At 75.3% G+C, this 14804-nt stretch carries 12 protein-coding genes; 7 read left to right on the top strand and 5 right to left on the bottom strand.

Translation table 11 applies throughout. The features are described 5' to 3' along the window. Positions 1 to 95: 95 nt before the first annotated feature. Positions 96 to 1364 carry a putative PEP-binding protein gene (locus ACIP60_RS06250; protein ID WP_400680610.1) on the bottom strand — a complete coding sequence of 423 codons (1269 nt, stop codon included), beginning with the start codon at positions 1362 to 1364 and terminating at the stop codon, positions 96 to 98. Next, entirely contained in the window at positions 1365 to 3227 is a 1863-nt protein-coding gene (locus ACIP60_RS06245; RefSeq protein ID WP_400680607.1) for an FAD/NAD(P)-binding protein, read from the bottom strand. A 409-nt stretch (positions 3228 to 3636) separates the two neighbouring features. On the opposite strand from ACIP60_RS06245, the gene ACIP60_RS06240 reads away from it, so the two are divergent. After that, entirely contained in the window at positions 3637 to 4929 is a 1293-nt protein-coding gene (locus tag ACIP60_RS06240) for a helix-turn-helix domain-containing protein (protein WP_400680604.1), read from the top strand. Positions 4930 to 5032: 103 nt separating this feature from the next. Here ACIP60_RS06240 and ACIP60_RS06235 read toward each other — a convergent pair whose 3' ends face one another. Next, positions 5033 to 6418, bottom strand: a complete 1386-nt coding sequence (locus ACIP60_RS06235) for a carotenoid oxygenase family protein (RefSeq protein ID WP_400680601.1) — start codon at positions 6416 to 6418, stop codon at positions 5033 to 5035. Positions 6419 to 6497: 79 nt separating this feature from the next. Here ACIP60_RS06235 and ACIP60_RS06230 point away from each other — a divergent pair, with 79 nt between their 5' ends. The 3 genes from ACIP60_RS06230 (at position 6498) to ACIP60_RS06220 (ending at position 8964) form a co-directional block, all read left to right on the top strand. After that, on the top strand, positions 6498 to 7139 hold the full coding sequence (locus ACIP60_RS06230) for a TetR/AcrR family transcriptional regulator (RefSeq protein WP_400680599.1): 642 nt from the start codon (positions 6498 to 6500) through the stop codon (positions 7137 to 7139). Between the two features lie 362 nt (positions 7140 to 7501). Further along, complete coding sequence (locus ACIP60_RS06225) at positions 7502 to 8641, top strand: glycosyltransferase family 2 protein (RefSeq protein ID WP_400680597.1); 1140 nt, start codon at positions 7502 to 7504, stop codon at positions 8639 to 8641. Between the two features lie 191 nt (positions 8642 to 8832). Beyond that, positions 8833 to 8964, top strand: coding sequence for a hypothetical protein (locus tag ACIP60_RS06220; protein ID WP_400680596.1), 132 nt, complete (start codon positions 8833 to 8835; stop codon positions 8962 to 8964). A gap of 109 nt (positions 8965 to 9073) precedes the next feature. On the opposite strand, the gene ACIP60_RS06215 is transcribed toward ACIP60_RS06220, so the two are convergent. Continuing rightward, a complete protein-coding gene (locus ACIP60_RS06215) occupies positions 9074 to 10003 on the bottom strand; it encodes a zinc-binding alcohol dehydrogenase family protein (protein WP_400680594.1) in 930 nt (309 codons plus the stop codon). 109 nt (positions 10004 to 10112) lie between these two features. On the opposite strand from ACIP60_RS06215, the gene ACIP60_RS06210 reads away from it, so the two are divergent. Next, on the top strand, positions 10113 to 10556 hold the full coding sequence (locus tag ACIP60_RS06210; RefSeq protein WP_400680592.1) for a MarR family winged helix-turn-helix transcriptional regulator: 444 nt from the start codon (positions 10113 to 10115) through the stop codon (positions 10554 to 10556). Between the two features lie 285 nt (positions 10557 to 10841). Here the strand turns inward: ACIP60_RS06210 and ACIP60_RS06205 are convergent, their stop codons facing one another. Further along, positions 10842 to 11813 (bottom strand): hypothetical protein, encoded by a 972-nt coding sequence (locus tag ACIP60_RS06205; protein ID WP_400680590.1) that lies wholly within the window; start codon positions 11811 to 11813, stop codon positions 10842 to 10844. A 216-nt stretch (positions 11814 to 12029) separates the two neighbouring features. On the opposite strand from ACIP60_RS06205, the gene ACIP60_RS06200 reads away from it, so the two are divergent. Then, complete coding sequence (locus tag ACIP60_RS06200; RefSeq protein ID WP_400680589.1) at positions 12030 to 13013, top strand: DUF1702 family protein; 984 nt, start codon at positions 12030 to 12032, stop codon at positions 13011 to 13013. A gap of 179 nt (positions 13014 to 13192) precedes the next feature. Next, a complete protein-coding gene (locus ACIP60_RS06195) occupies positions 13193 to 14500 on the top strand; it encodes a cytochrome P450 (RefSeq protein ID WP_400680588.1) in 1308 nt (435 codons plus the stop codon). Positions 14501 to 14804 lie beyond the last annotated feature (304 nt).

Below are 14804 nucleotides of genomic sequence, written 5' to 3'. Positions count from 1 at the left end.
AGATTGGTGGCCGCGCGCCGGGGCGGGCTTCTTCCAACGTGCTCAGTTGCCCGCCCCGGTGGCTTGACGGTGCGTCAGCAAGTGTGCGCGGTCGGCTACTTGACTCCGATCAGGCGGGCTGCGGGGGCCGCGGAGGCGGGTTCGGGCCGGGGGTGCAGGACCTGGACGAGCTCGGCGGTGCACATCATGTAGCCGTCGGGGGTGGGCAGGTGGGCGAGGTAGTGGGTGAGGTCGGTGCCGAGGGAGAAGACCCGGACCGGGGTGCCGGCGGCCCGGGCGGCTTCGACCACCCGGCGGACGCCGTCCAGGACGGAGGGGTGCCGGGTCTGGTAGGAGTCGGCGACGAGGTGGTTGCCCCGGTCGGCGGCCAGGTAGAACTGGACCAGGTCCTTGACGCCGACGAACAGTTCGCTGGCCCCGGCGGCGCAGATCCCCCCGGTGGCGTGGACCGCGGCCGGGGTCTCGATGAACGCGGAGAGCGGGACGCTGTCCGGGAGTTCGAGGTGGGCGCGGAGCTGGGCGTACTCGTCGGCGTCGTTGAGGAACGGGACGGAGAGGTGGATCCGGTCCGCCTGGTCGCCGAGCCGGGTGCGCAGCGTGTCGAGCACCGTGCGCAGGGCGTCCCGGTAGGGGGCCGAGCCGAGCAGCCAGCGGGCGCCGTGCAGGCCCAGTTCGGGGTTGGGCTCGACGGCGACGGCGGACTGCTCGGTGACGCTGGCGGCGTGGTCGGAGCGCAGGTCGAGCAGGCGCAGGACCAGCCGCTGGCCGGGCAGGAGTTCCTCGACGAAGGCGCCGAGGCGTTCGGCGACGGCCCGCCCGTAGCCGGCGATCTCGGCGGGGCCGCCGTCGAGGGCGTCGAACGGGCTGAGCCCGGCGGCGAGGCAGAGGAACTCCTCGCGGATGAAGAACGAGTCGACCCGGGCCGCCTCGGGCCCGGAGGAGTTGACGGTCCGGATGTCCTGGAAGTCGGCGATGACCGCGCAGGCCGCGCCGAGGTCCGCCGCGGTGGGGGCGGCGGCGCCCCGCCCGGGGGCGGGGTGCGCGGCCGGGTCGGGGTCGAGCAGGATCGCTCCGCTCTCCAAGTCGAGGGTGACCTCGCCGACCAGGGCGGCGAGGTCGGCCTCGTCGACCCGGAGCACCGGGATGCCGCGGCCCCGGCACAGGGACTGCATGTGGCCGGTCTGGCCGCCGCCGCCGCAGACCACGGCCCCGGCGGTGACGATGGCCTCGTACAGGCCCGCCTCCAGGTGGGGGGCGATCAGGATGGAGCCCTCCTGCGGGCGGCCGGTGCGGTTGCAGGTGCCGCGCAGCGTCGCGCGGGTGCCGCCGGTGAGCATGAAGCCCTGGATCCGTCGTCCGTTCACTCAGTCCTCCGTGTCCTCGTCGGTGTCACCCCCGTCCGCGATCCCCAGGTGACGGCGCAGTTGGCGCGGCGTCACGGAGACGTCCGTGAGCCTCCGGACGGCGGACCGGGTGACGGCCGCCCGCAGTCGGCGGCCGCCCGGGTCGTCCGGGGTGGTGAGGAGGCCGATCAGGGCGTCCAGGCGGGTGTCGAGCCGTTCCCGACGGGCCCGGGCCCGGGTCGCCATCCTCCGCACCTCCAGGTTCACAGCCTGATCGAACGCGGGGTCGGTCGCTTCCTCGAACGTGCCGTCGGAGGTGCGGGATCCGGCCAAGTCGCGGGCGGACGGCGGGTCCGGTTCGGGGGCGGCGCCGGGCAGTTCGAGTTGCTCGACGACGTGGGCGGCGACCGCGATGGAGTGGTTCTTGATCGCGGCGAGGTTGAAGGCGAAGGCGCCGGTGCGGCCGTTGCGGACGATCTCGTCGCCCTCGCGCAGCGGCCCGACGGCGGTGAGCGGAGCGCCGGGCGCCCCGGCGGGGGTGAGCAGGACGCCGCGGTGGTCGACCTCCAGGCCGCGGCCGGTGCGCTCGTGGGGGGTGGCCAGGCCGCGGCGCAGCAGGTTGCGCCAGAGCGGCTCCTCGACCCGCCGGTAGTCGCTCTCCCGGCCGAAGTTGGAGACCACCAGGTCGGCCCGGACGGTCAGCTTCTCGTCGGCGGTGGCGACGGTGACCTCCAGCAGGCCGGATCCGGCGGGGACGATCGCCTGGACGCCGCCGACCAGCAGCCGCACCGGGCCGGGGTGCATCGCCCGCTCGATCACCTCCAGGGTGTAGGGCACCGCGCCCACCCGCAGGGCGGCGATCGCGGTCCCGAACTCGTCCAGCAGCGACCGCAGTTCGGGGGACGGGATGCGGGCGAGGGCCTCCGGCAGGTGGGGCTCCCAGGCTTTGGCGACCCGTTCGGCGACCACCTCGGGGGCGATCTCGGGATGGTCGCGGGCGACGCTCGCGCAGGCCGCCGTCCACTCGGCCCGGACCCGGCCGAGGAACTCCTCGCGGTCGCGGTAGGGCTCCAGCAGCGTGCGGGGGCAGGCCAGCCGCAGGACGCCGTGCTCGTGGGCGCCCGGGTAGGAGCGGAACATCGTCCCGGTCCGGGAGACCAACGCTATCCGCCCGGTGTGGCCGCGACGCAGCAGCAGGCCCGCCGAGTCGTAGGCGCTGAGCACCGAGCCGACGATCACCACCTCGGCGTCCGGCGGCAGCGCCTCCAGCCGGCGCACGCCGTCGGCCGAATAGGGGTGGCGGACGAAGCGCGGGTGTTCCAGCACCTCGGCGGCGAAAGGGAGTTCCTTCAGCTCCAGGCCGGTGGCGAGGACCACGTGCGCGGCGGGCAGCACGTGCGCGGTGCCGTCGCTCCCGCCGACCGCCACGTCGACCCCGGCGGCGGTGGGCACCAGGTCGAGCGCCTCGCCGTCGGCCTCGGTGAGCAGGACGCCGGGGGCGGCCTCCCGGGCGGCCTCGGCGAGCCGCTGCTCCAGGTAGTCCTGGAAGATCCGCCGGGGCGCCGGGCCCGGCTCGGTGAACTCGTGGTCGGCCCACTGCGCGGGCCAACCGCCGCGGTCGGCCTCCCGGTTGGCCCAGTGGACGAAGTCGAGCACGTCCTCCCGGAACACCGACATCCGTCCGGCCTGGATGTTGAAGACGTGGTCCCAGGGGTTGCCGTGCCGGTGGTAGGCGACCCCGGCACAGCGGTAGTCGGAACGCCGCTCCAGCAGGACCACCTCGACCGGGCGGCGGGCGAAGCGGAGCATCCTGATGGCGGTGGCCGTGCCGGCCAGACCTGCTCCCACCACGACGATCCTGGGGCGGGTTCCGGTGGGGGTCATGCGGGAGCCTCTCGGTCACGGGGCGGGAGCGACCCAAAGATGACTGATGGAACGTCAGGAATTTTGTACACCAGCGGGATTGGCCCCGTCTCCCGGTTCGCGGCACGGCACGGCACGGCAGGGGCACGGCAGCGGGCCTGGGCGAGAACGGGGACGGGGCGCGAGCGGGGACTGGGACGGGTGGTTGGATGCCCCGCACGGTACCTGCGGGCGCCCGGCCGGGACTTCTCCCTGATTGCCCGGGGGACGGCACGGGCGGGAAGGCGGCACGGGCGGGGAACGGCGGAGCCCGGGGGACGGCACGGGCCGGGGAAACGGCAGGACCCGGCGCCCGGCCCCGGCACGCTCGGAGAAGTCGGGGCGGCGACCGGGGGGTGAGACTCGGCGCTGGAGGTGGGTGCCGGTGCGGATGACGGCGGATCAGCGGCGCGAGGTGGTGGTGCGGGTGGCGGTGGAGGTGTTCGCCCGCGAGGGGTTCCACGCCGCGACCACCGCGGCGATCGCGGAGCGGGCCGGGGTGTCCCAGCCCTACCTGTTCCGGCTGTTCGCCACCAAGCGCGCGGTGTTCCTGGCCGCCGCCGAGCTCGCCACCGACGAAGCCGCCCGGGCGTTCACGGCTGCGGCCCGAGACGCGGGCGTGGCCGGGGCCGGGGAGGCAGGTGCGGCCGAGGCCGGGACCAGGGAGGCGGTCGGCCTCGCCGCGCTGCGGGCCAGGGACGCGACCGGGAAAGCGAGCGGGGCCGGGAACCCGGTCGGGGACATGGACGGGGCTGGGGACGCTGGCGGCCTCGCCACGCTGTGGGTCGGAGACACGGACGGGGCCACGGCCGGGGAGGAAGCCGGGAACGTGACCGGCCCCACCGCACCGCGGCCCGGAGACGCGGCCGGGGAGGCGAGCACGGCAGAGAAGGCGGGCGTGGTCGGGGAGATGGGCGGGGACGTGCGCAAGGCCGGGGCTGCGGGCGGCCTCGCCGCGCTGCCGGGCGGGGAGAACGCCGGGCAGGCGGGCGGGGCCAGAGCCGCAGCCGGGGAGGAAGCCGGGAACGTGATCGGCCCCACCGCACTGCGGCCCGGAGACACGGCCGGGGAGGCGAGCACGGCAGAGGAGGCGGGCGTGGTCGGTGAGATGGGCGGGGACGTGGGCAAGGCCGGGGCTGCGGGCGGCCTCGCCGCGCTGCCGGGCGGGGAAGACGCCGGGCAGTCGGGCGGGGCCAGAGCCGCAACCCGGGACACAGACGGTGCCCCGGACCCGGGCCGCCTCGCCGCGCTACGGGCTGCGGCGGCTGGGGGCGCGGACGGCCTCGCCGCCTTGCGGGCCGGGGAGCGGGCCTGGCGGCGGATGCTCGGGCCGGGCGGTCCCTTCGCCCTCCAGTGGCAGTTGCACGCGGCGGCGGCCGGCGACCCGGTGGTCCGGGCGGCGGCGGCCCGGCACTGGGGGGTGCTGTGGCGGACGGTGGCCTCGGCGACCGGCCTGCCCGATCCGGTGCTGGCGGCGTTCTTCGGCCGGGTCCTGCTGCGGGGCGCGGCGACCGCGCTGCGCCCGGGGCCACCCACCGCCGCCACGGCCGCAACCGCGTCACGCCTGGAGCCACCTCCCGGCACCACCGCCGCAACCGCGCCGCGCGCGGAGCCGCCCATCGACACCACGGTGACTCCGCTCCCGGAACCGCCCCACGGCACCACGGCAGCGCCACACCTGTAGCCACCTCCCGGCACCACAGCCGCAACCGCCCCGCACCCGGAGCCGCCCGCCGACACCACCGCCATCACCACCCCGCTCCCCCGCCCGGGCCCGGTGCCCTCGGTCACCATCCCGACGGCACCCACTGCGCGTGGAACCCGTGCGGCACCCGTACCGGCAGCGGTACGGCCGCGATCGGCGGGCCGGTGAAGTCGGCGGTGTCCAGGACGAGCAGTTCGCTGCGGTCGGCGGCGGGGTCGTACACCAGGGTGAGCAGCCAGCCGTCGCCTTCGGGGGCGCGGGCGTCGCGCGGGACGAAGACGGCTTCGCCGCCCTGGCGGCCGTCGGCGAAGGGGTGTCGGTCGGTGCGGCCGGTGGTGAGGTCGTGGCGGAGCAGGGCGGGGCCGCACAGGGCGGCGCCCTGACCGGGGGCGAGTTCGAGGGTGAAGGCGTAGCGGTAGGGCAGTCCGGTGCGGCGTTCGTCGATCCGCGGGAACTCCTGGGTCCGGCCGTCGAGCCGGTGTTCGAGGACGGCGCCCTCGCGGGGGTCGAGGGTCCAGCGCCACAGGGCGGGGGCGGATTCGCTGGGGTGCAGCCGGTCGCGGTCGAAGGCGCGTTCGTGGCGGATGACGTCGACGGTGATCCGGCCGTCGGCGTCCTCGAAGGCGTTGACGGGGTGGAAGACGAAGCAGGGCGGGACGTCCAGCCAGAGCGGGGCGGCGTCCGGCCGGTCGCGGGGGACGATGCCGATCCGGGCGTCGCGGTCGTGCTGCCAGGTGTGGGGGAAGGCCGAGCCGGCGGCGGCCTCGGCGGGGTCGTGGGCGACCGGCAGGTCGAACAGGACGGTGTGGCGGGCGGTGAGCGCGAAGGCGTGCATCCAGGGGCGGCCCTTGACCGGTACGGGCCGCGCCTCGCGGACCCGGCCCCCGGTGTCGACGGTGAGCAGCACGGCCCGGTCGCCGTCCGGGTCGACGGCGACGGCGTGCAGTTCGCCGGTCACCGGGTCGGTGAGCGGGTGGGCGCAGAGGCCGCCGGGGAGGGTGCCGTCGAGGTCGGTGCGGGCGAGGGTGCGCAGTTCGGGGTCGAGCAGGAGCGGCCGGGTGCCGCCGTCGGTGACGGCCAGGGTGCGGCCGGCGTGGCGGACCAGGTTGGCGTTGACGTTGCCGTCCGGGCCGTGGCGCGGGCCGGGGACGGGCAGTTCGCCGAGTTCGCGGCTGAGGGCGCCGTCGCGCAGCCAGCGGTTGCGGTACCAGTGGGCGCGTCCGCCGCCGAGGCGCAGTCCGTGCACCATGCCGGCGCCGGCGAAGGCGTGCTGGACGGCGGGGTCGTGCTCGCCGCGGGTGTTGGGGCCGATCCGCAGGAAGGTGCCGTCCAGTTCGGGCGGCAGGGTGCCGCGGACGGTGAGGTCGGTGCGCGCGGTCTCGGCGGGCACCGGCCGGTAGCCGGGTCCGAGCAGGTGGGTGGTGCTGTGCGGGTGGCTCCTGGTGGGGTGTGCGGTGGTGCCGGGCATGGTTGCCCCCTCCGTCGATAGCACCGTTACATAACGCCGTCATTGATGAGGGTCACAGGCGACTGACATACTGTCAAGGGTGAGTCCACGGCGGGTCGACCCGAACCTCAGTGCGCAGCTGATCGAGGCCGCGGCGAAGCTGCTCAGCGAAGAAGGACCGGCCGCGCTGTCCACCCGCAAGCTGGCGGCCACCGTGGGCACCTCGACCATGGCGGTCTACACCCACTTCGGCGGCATGGACGACCTGGTGCGGACGATGGTCCGCGAGGGCTTCACGCTGCTCAACCGGCGGCTGGAGGCGGTCGAGGAGACCGACGACCCGGTCGCCGACGTGGTCGCGCTCGGCTGGGCGTACCGGGCCAACGCCCGCGAGCACCGGCACCTCTACAACGTGATGTTCGGCGGCGCCGGCCTCAGCAGCTTCTCGCTCACCGACGCCGACCGGCAGCACGGCCGCTACACCCTGGACGCCCTGGTCCGGGCGGTCAAGCGCTGCGTGGCCGCCGAGCGCTTCCGGCCCGCCGACCCGGAACTGGTCGCCCATCAGCTCTGGATCGCCCTGCACGGCCTGGTCACCCTCGACCTCGGCGGCTACCTGGTGGAACCGCTCACCGCGGACGTCTGCTTCGAGGCGCAGGTCTGCGGCATGGTCCTCGGCGCCGGCGACGACCCGGCCCGCGCCCGGGAGTCGGTCGCCCGGGCGGCCCGTCGGCCGGTCTGAGCCCGGAGCGGCACGGCCCGGCCACCCCCGCCGCGACGAGACCGCCACCCCCCACCCCGCCGCCGTCCCCGTCCGGCCGCCTGACCGTTCGGCCGGCCGGCAAGACGATCCGGACGATCCGGACGGAACCGCCCCAGGGACCGTTCAAGGTTCGGATCGTGCGGCCGGGGTCAGGGACTTCAACTCCACGATCGATCCGCGAAGGCGCAGGCCAACCACCCGCCGGCCGCGTCCCCAACCTCACAGGACAGAACACCTAGCCCGGCCCGCCGGCCCTGTGGGACCCTGGCGTGAGCGGGATGCGGCTGCGGTGGAACACCGGGACGGGGAGTCGAAGTGAGCGCACGCCTGGTCGGGTCACGATGAACATCAGCGTGGTCGTCCCGTCCTACAACACGGGTCCGGAGGTGCAGCGGCTGCTGTCGTGCCTGGCCCTCTGCGAGCTCGACGCCGGCGACTCGTTCGAAGTCGTCGTGGTGGACGACGGCTCCGACGACGGCACCGGGGAACTCCTCGCCGCACTGGCGCCGCCGTACCCCCTGGAGTACCTGTTCCTGCCGCGGACTTCGGCCTCCGGCCGGGCGGCGGCGCGCAACGCGGGGATCCGCGCGGCCTCCGGCGACGTGGTCGTCCTGGTCGACGCCGACCAGGTCGTCGAGCCCGGCTTCCTCGCCGCGCACGCCCGGTACCACCGGCTCCGCACCGATCTGGTGGTGGCCGGCCCCCGGGGCGACATGGACGAGGGTCAGATCGACGACGAGCGCCTGGCACGGGAGTTCTCGCTCGACGCGATGCCGGAGATCGTCGGATGGGACGGCCGGGAGTTCCTGCTGGCCGAGTTCTCGGAGAACTTCGACAACCTGGAGACCTGCTGGCACTACGCGTTCACCTGCAACCTGTCGGTGCGCCGCGAGCACCTGCTCGCGGTCGGGGGCTTCGACGAGGGCTTCCTGGGCTGGGGCCTGGAGGACTCCGAGCTCGGCTACCGGCTGCGGCGCCGGGGGCTGGCGTTCGCGTTCCAGCCGGAGGCGCTGTCCTACCAGACGCGGCGCGAGGTCACGGCGGAGATGCTCGCCCAGTGGCGCACCAACCTCGACCATTTCGTCGCCAGGCACGCGGGGGCGGCCGATGTGGCGATCCAGCAGGTCATCTGCCGGGCGTTCGACCCGGCGGAGGCGGAACGCGCCCTCGGCTGGCTGGACTGCGCGGTCCGGATGGAGTACGCCGCGCGGGCGCTGGCCGGCCGCCTGCCCGAACCGACCTCGTACGCGTTGCTGGAGGTGGACGACGACAACGCCCGGGACGTCCTCGCCCGGCTGCCCGCGCTGGCCGCCGAACGCGATCTGCTGATCCTGGACGACACGGAGCGGGCGGTGCTGGCCGGACCGGCCCAGTGCGCCGGGACGACGCGTGAGCTGGTGTACTTCCACCGGCCGTCCGCCGACGCCAGGAAGAAGATCCTCGCCCGCTACCCCGTCGGGCCCGACGGGCTGACGCCCTGACTGGTCGTTTCGGAGTGGGTTCGGTCCAGGGGCCCGGCAGTCGAGGGTCGCGGACCGGATGCGGCGGCCTGACGGCCCGACGGCGGCTGCGGGACCGGACCGGGGCGGGCGGGTGGCCGCACCCGCACGAGGCGCTGCCCGTCGAACTGCGGGCGGCGGGACTGCTGGAGACGGGTCTGCTGGAGACGGGAATGCCGGAGACGGCCGACGCGGCGATCGACGGCTCGCGCGTCAGGGCGCTCAAGGGGCCGCACACCGGACCTTCGCCGGTCGACCGGGCCGACCGGGCCGACCGGGCCGACCGGGCAGCGAGCACCACCTGATCACCGGCACGGCACCCCGCTCGCCGTCACCCCGGCCGGCACCTTCGCGGATCGATCAGGCGGCCGGAGCCCCTGACTCCGGCCGCCTGATCCGCACCTTGAACAGTTCCTAGCCCCGGGGGATCAGGACGACCTTGCCGAGATTGCGCCGGGACTCGATGATCTCGTGGGCGCGGGCCGCTTCCGCGAGCGGGATCTCGGCGAACACGCGCGGGCGCAGGGTGCCGTTGCGGTGGAGTTCCCACAGCTCGTCGCGCCAGCGCGCGTACGTGTCGGGCTCGCCCCGGGCGACAGCGGCCATCTGGAAGCCGGTGGCCGAGGCGCTCCGGACCAGCAGTTCGTACGCGTCGATCGTGCCGCCGCCCGAACTGAAGGCGACCAGTCGGCCGCCTTCGGCCAGCGCGCGTACCGCGGGGCGGAGGAGTTCTCCGCCGACCCCGTCGAGGACGACGTCGACCGGATCGCCCCAGGACTCGTCCCCGTAGAGCACGACCTCGTCGGCGCCGAGGGCGCGGACGAACTCCGCCTTGTCCGCGCTGCTGACGGCGGCGACGACGCGGGAGGCCCCGCCCGCCCTGGCGTACTGCAGGGCGAGGGTGCCGACCGCGCCGGCCGCCGCGGTGACCAGGACGGCGTCGCCGGGGCGGGGGCGGCCGGCATCGTGGGCGCCGCGTGCGACCAGGCCGCTGCGGACCAGGGCCACGGCGTCCACGGCAGTCGCCCGGTCCGGAATGTGCGAGGCCATCGCCCGGTGGAGGAGCGCCAGTTCGGCGTAACTGTGGGAGAAGCAGAGACCGGTGACGCGGTCGCCCACGGCAAAACCGGTGGCGCCTTCACCGACGGCGACGACGGTGCCCGCCACCTCGCCGCCGAGCGGGCCCGGTCCGGCGCCCTCGCGCACCCGCCGTACGGCGGGCAGCGTGACTCCGACCGCTTCGCTGCGGACGAGCAGTTCGCCCGGACCGGGCTCCGGAACGGGGGCCTCCTCGGTGAAGAGGACCTCGGGACCGCCGTTGACCTCGTAGCGGACACGGCGCATGGACACCTCCGGGCTTGACGCACGACTCACGATCGTTGGGATTCCCAATGGACGGCAGCCTAGGGGCAGGTCATGGGGAAGTCCAACGATTTCGGGATAGCCTGCTCCCATGACTTGCACCGAGGGCCAGGGCGCCCTGGCTCGGATCCAGTCCCTGCCGAGCTGGCTGGCCGGCCGGGTCGCGGCGCGCGGCCGGAGCCTGGTCGCCGAGGCGATCGCCGCGGAAGGGCTGAAACCGCCCCATCACGCCGTGCTCGCGGCAGTGTCCGAGTACGGGCCCGTCGCCCAGGCGGACCTGGTGCGCCGACTGGGCTTCGACGCGAAGGACGTGGTCCTCCTGCTCAACCACCTGGAGGAGGCCGGGCTGGCCCGGCGCGCACCCGATCCGCGGGACCGCCGCAAGAACGCGGTGACGGTGACGCCGGCGGGCACCCGGACCCTGGAGCGGTGCGCACGCCTGGCGGAGCAGGCCAACGCCGAACTGCTGGCACCGCTCAGCGCGGCGGAACGCCGACAGCTGATGGAGCTCCTGACCCGGGTGCACGAGGCATAGGCCCTCTCTCCACCCGGCCCTTCGCCCGGCCGGAACCGCCGCCTGCGGGCGTCGCGGTAGAAGCAAGCCGGGCGATGGGGATACGCGCGCGCCCGGTGCCGTCGGGCGCCCGCCTCCGCAGCCGGTGGCGGGCACCCTTCCACGGCCCGGACCACCGAGGCGTCCGGTCCGACGAGGCGTCCGGTCCGACGACGACGGCTCGGTCCGCGTCCACCGGGCACCGGGCACCGGGCACCGGTCGACGGCACCCCGGACCGGGCGGTCAGCCGATCCGAACGGAACGGCCTACGCGTTCCAGGGCGCCTTGGGCCACCACAGGTAGCCGAGGTTGCCGAGCAGCCGGACGTCCCAGTACACGACCGTGAACGCGCCCGCCACCAGGAACGCGGTCGCGGTCAGCGTCGCCGCCCGGCCCGGCTTGGTGGCCAGCCAGCGCTGCACGGGCGTGCCCAGCGCGAAGGAGAGCAGCAGGAACAGCAGCGCCATCACCAGGACGTTGCCGATCGACTGGAGCGCGAACGCCACCGCCCCGTACAGCGGGTCGTGCTCCTGCGCCGCGTGCCGGAACAGGTTGCGGAACAGCGGGTAGGGGCGGCCGATCAGGAAGCCGCCGACCAGCGCGCCGACCAGCACCAGCGGGGCGTTCGGGAACCGGCGGGCCACCCCCGCCAGCGGGTCGGGCAGCACCCCGGCCGCGGCCAGCCCGATCACCAGCATGGCCAGGCCGATCACGCCGAACACGATCATCGCCTGGAGGATGCGCGGCGAGAGCGTCCCGGGCGCGGACGCGGTGGAGAACTGCGGCAGGTGGGTGCCGTACAGGCCGACCAGCACCCCGTACCCGGCGGAGACCGGCAGCATCCCGGCCGCCAGCCAGCCCAGCGGGCGCAGCGCGTGCCCCAGCCGCTGACGGCGGGTCAGGCTCATCTGGCCGACCAGCGGGCCGACCGCGCCGAACACCGCCACGTTGCAGGCCGTGAACGAGCCGGCCAGGCCGGAGACGAAGGCGAACAGGACCCCGGCGGCGACGCCGCTCAGCGGGGTGGACCGGGCGTCGTGGCCCAGCAGGTGGTTGGCGGTGGTGAAGCCGATCTCGTCGTCGGCCAGTTTCGAGGACCAGGCGTAGGCGAGCAGCAGCCCGCCCAGTAGGCCCAGCAGGACGACCAGGGCGCGGCGGCGCGGGAACAGGCCGTTGACGAACAGCGAGGTGGCGCGCGGCGGCGCCTTCACCGTCCGGCCCGTGATGGTCTCGGTCACGTGGGGTCTCCTCGGCTCACGGAGGGCCGCTCCCGAAGGGTGTCGGGAACGGGTGGCGCGCGGGGCGTCACAGAGTGTCGTGGATCGGACCGGTCGGGTGACTACTTCCGGGTTGCCCGGCATCGGCACGGTGGGAGAAGCCCCGCGCCGCCGGGGTCCCGAGCATGTAACCGGAGAGCTGCGGCCATCCGGGCGCGCGGCGGGCGGGAGGCAGTGATGAGCGGAGGCTGGCGGGCGGTCCGACGACGCCTGTTGACACCGAGTCACAACGAGACGAAGTTGTCCACCAGGGGTTTCCACCTCAAGGACGACGCGGCGCGGACCAACCTGGAGACCGTCGGCGGGACCTTCCTCGACGGCTACGCGATCGCCGTCGAGGCGCGCGACCAGGACGAGGCGCACGAGCGGCTGGAACGGATACCGGTGCGCTACCGGGGCTTCGCCTACGAGGGCGCGGCGATGGGCCTGGCCATGCTGGACGGCCTGCCGCTGCCCGGCAACGACCGGGTCGCCCGGTTCCTGGCCGGCCACGGCGCGCCGCACGACTACATGGTGCACGTCGGGGTCGGCTGGGCGATGGCCCGGCTGCCCCGCTTCCGCTGGGCCTCGATCGCGCCCCCCGACCCGCTGCTGCGCTGGCTCGCCCTGGACGGGTACGGCTTCCACCAGGCGTACTTCCGCACCGCGCGGTACGTGCACCAGCACCACCGGGAGAGCGACTTCCCGTGGCCCGGCGACGGGACCCGGCGCTACGCGGGGCACGCCATCGACCAGGGCGTCGGCCGGGCCCTGTGGTTCATCGGCGGCACCGACCCGGCCGTGGTCGCCGACCTGGTCGACGGCTACCAGGCCGACCGGCACGCCGACCTGTGGGCCGGGGTCGGGCTGGCCGCCTGCTACGCGGCCGGGGCCACCGACGCCGAACTGCGCCTGCTGCTCGACCGGGCCGGCCCGCACCGGCCCCAACTCGCCCAGGGCGCGGCCTTCGCCGCCACCGCCCGGATCGAGTCCGGCCTGCTCACCGAGCACGCCGAAGCCGCCACCGCGGTGCTCTGCGGGCTCACCCCGCAGCAGGCCGCCGGGGTGTGCACCCGGGCCCGGCCGCGGCCGGCGGTCGACGGCCCGGTCCCCGCGTACGAGGTGTGGCGGCAGGAGATCGCCGACCGGATCGCCGACCTCGCCGCCGGAGCCCACCGGTGAGCGCCCCCGAGCCCGTCCCGGCCACCCCTGTCCCCCCTGTCCCCCCCGACTCGCCCGCCGCCACGCCCGCCACGCCCGCCACACCCTCCCCGCCCGCCCCGCTCGCCGGTCCCGCCGTCGTCCGGCCGCGGCGGGGCGGGTCCCGGCGGCCACCGGGACCGTCGCGGGTCGCCACGCCGTTGCTGCTGGCCCGGATGGCGGCCGACCGGCTGGCGGTGATGACCGGGGCGGCGGCGGCCTACGGCGACGCGGTGCGCCTGCCGCTCGGCCCGAAGACGCTCTACTTCTTCAACCACCCGGACCACGTCCGCCGGGTGCTCACCGACAACAGCGCCAACTACCACAAGGGCATCGGCCTGGTGCACGCCCGGCGCGCCCTCGGCGACGGGCTGCTGACCAGCGAGGGCGAGCGCTGGCGGGCCCAGCGCAAGGTGATCCAGCCGGTGTTCCAGGCCCGCCGGATCAACCGGCAGGTCGACGTGATCGCCGAGGAGGCGGCGCTGCTCGCCGAGCGCCTGCGCCGGACGGCGGGCCCGGGCCCGGTGGACGTCCGGCAGGAGATGACCTCGCTCACCCTCGGGGTGCTCGGCCGCGCCCTGCTGGACGCCGACCTGGGGGCGCACGCGTCGATCGGCGAGGCGTTCGAGGTGGTCCAGGACCAGGCCATCTTCGAGATGATGAGCCTGAGTTCGGTGCCCTCCTGGGTGCCGCTGCCGCTCCAGCTCAGGTTCCGCCGGGCCCGCGCCGAGCTGGACCGGATCGTCGCCGCGCTCGCCGACGAGCGCCGCCGCCGGCCCGCCTCCGACGGCACCCGGGACGACGTGCTGTCCCGGCTGATCGACGCCACCGCGGACGAGGGCGACCCGGCGGCCCGGCGGGCCCGGATGCGCGACGAGCTGGTCACCCTGCTGCTGGCCGGGCACGACACCACCGCCAGCACCCTCAGCTGGAGCCTGTACCTGCTCGACCGGCACCCGGAGGTCGGCGACCGGGTCCGCGCCGAGCTGGACGAGGTGCTCGGCGACCGGCTGCCGACCCTGGACGACCTGCACCGGCTGACCTACACCTCGATGGTCCTCCAGGAGGTGATGCGGCTGTACCCGGCGGTCTGGCTGCTGCCCCGCAAGGCGCTCGCCGAGGACGAGGTCGGCGGCTTCCGGGTGCCGGCCGGCGCCGACGTCGTGCTCTGCCCCTACACCCTGCACCGGCACCCGGAGTTCTGGGACGAGCCGGAGCGCTTCGACCCCGAGCGCTTCGCCCGGGGCCGCTCGGCGGGCCGCCACCGCTACGCCTACGTGCCGTTCGGCGCCGGGCCGCGGGTCTGCGTGGGCAGCAGCCTGGGCATGCTGGAGGCCACCGTGGTGCTGGCCGTCCTGCTGCGCCGCCTGCACCTGGCCGTCCCGCCCGGCCACCGGGTGCGGGCCGAACCGATGCTGACCCTGCGCGTCAAGGGCGGCCTCCCGATGACCGTCCGCCCGCGCGACTGACCCCCGCACCCCGTACGCCCGTACGCCCGTACCGCGAAGGGCCCGGACCGCTCCCGGGGTCCGGCGGTCCTCGCCACACCCACGATTCGGGGGAGTGGCGAGGACCTGGGCGGCAGGAAGATCGATCCGGACGTGAACCACGGGCACCCGGGACGCCCCGACGCGGCGCACCGGGCCGCAGCCGCGCGCAGGTTCCGTCCCGGGGAGCGCGGGCTGCCGCGCGAAGGTCCGCTGCGCGGCTCTGCCCGGGGCGGCCTGCTGCGGCAGTACTTCCCCGGGGGCACCGACCTGCCGGCCCACGGCC

The sequence above is a fragment of the Kitasatospora sp. NPDC088783 genome (assembly GCF_044750705.1).
GTDB classification, from domain to species: domain Bacteria; phylum Actinomycetota; class Actinomycetes; order Streptomycetales; family Streptomycetaceae; genus Kitasatospora; species Kitasatospora fiedleri.
The sequence above is the reverse complement of the archived record's forward strand: the minus strand, read 5'-3'. Positions and strand labels throughout refer to the sequence as shown.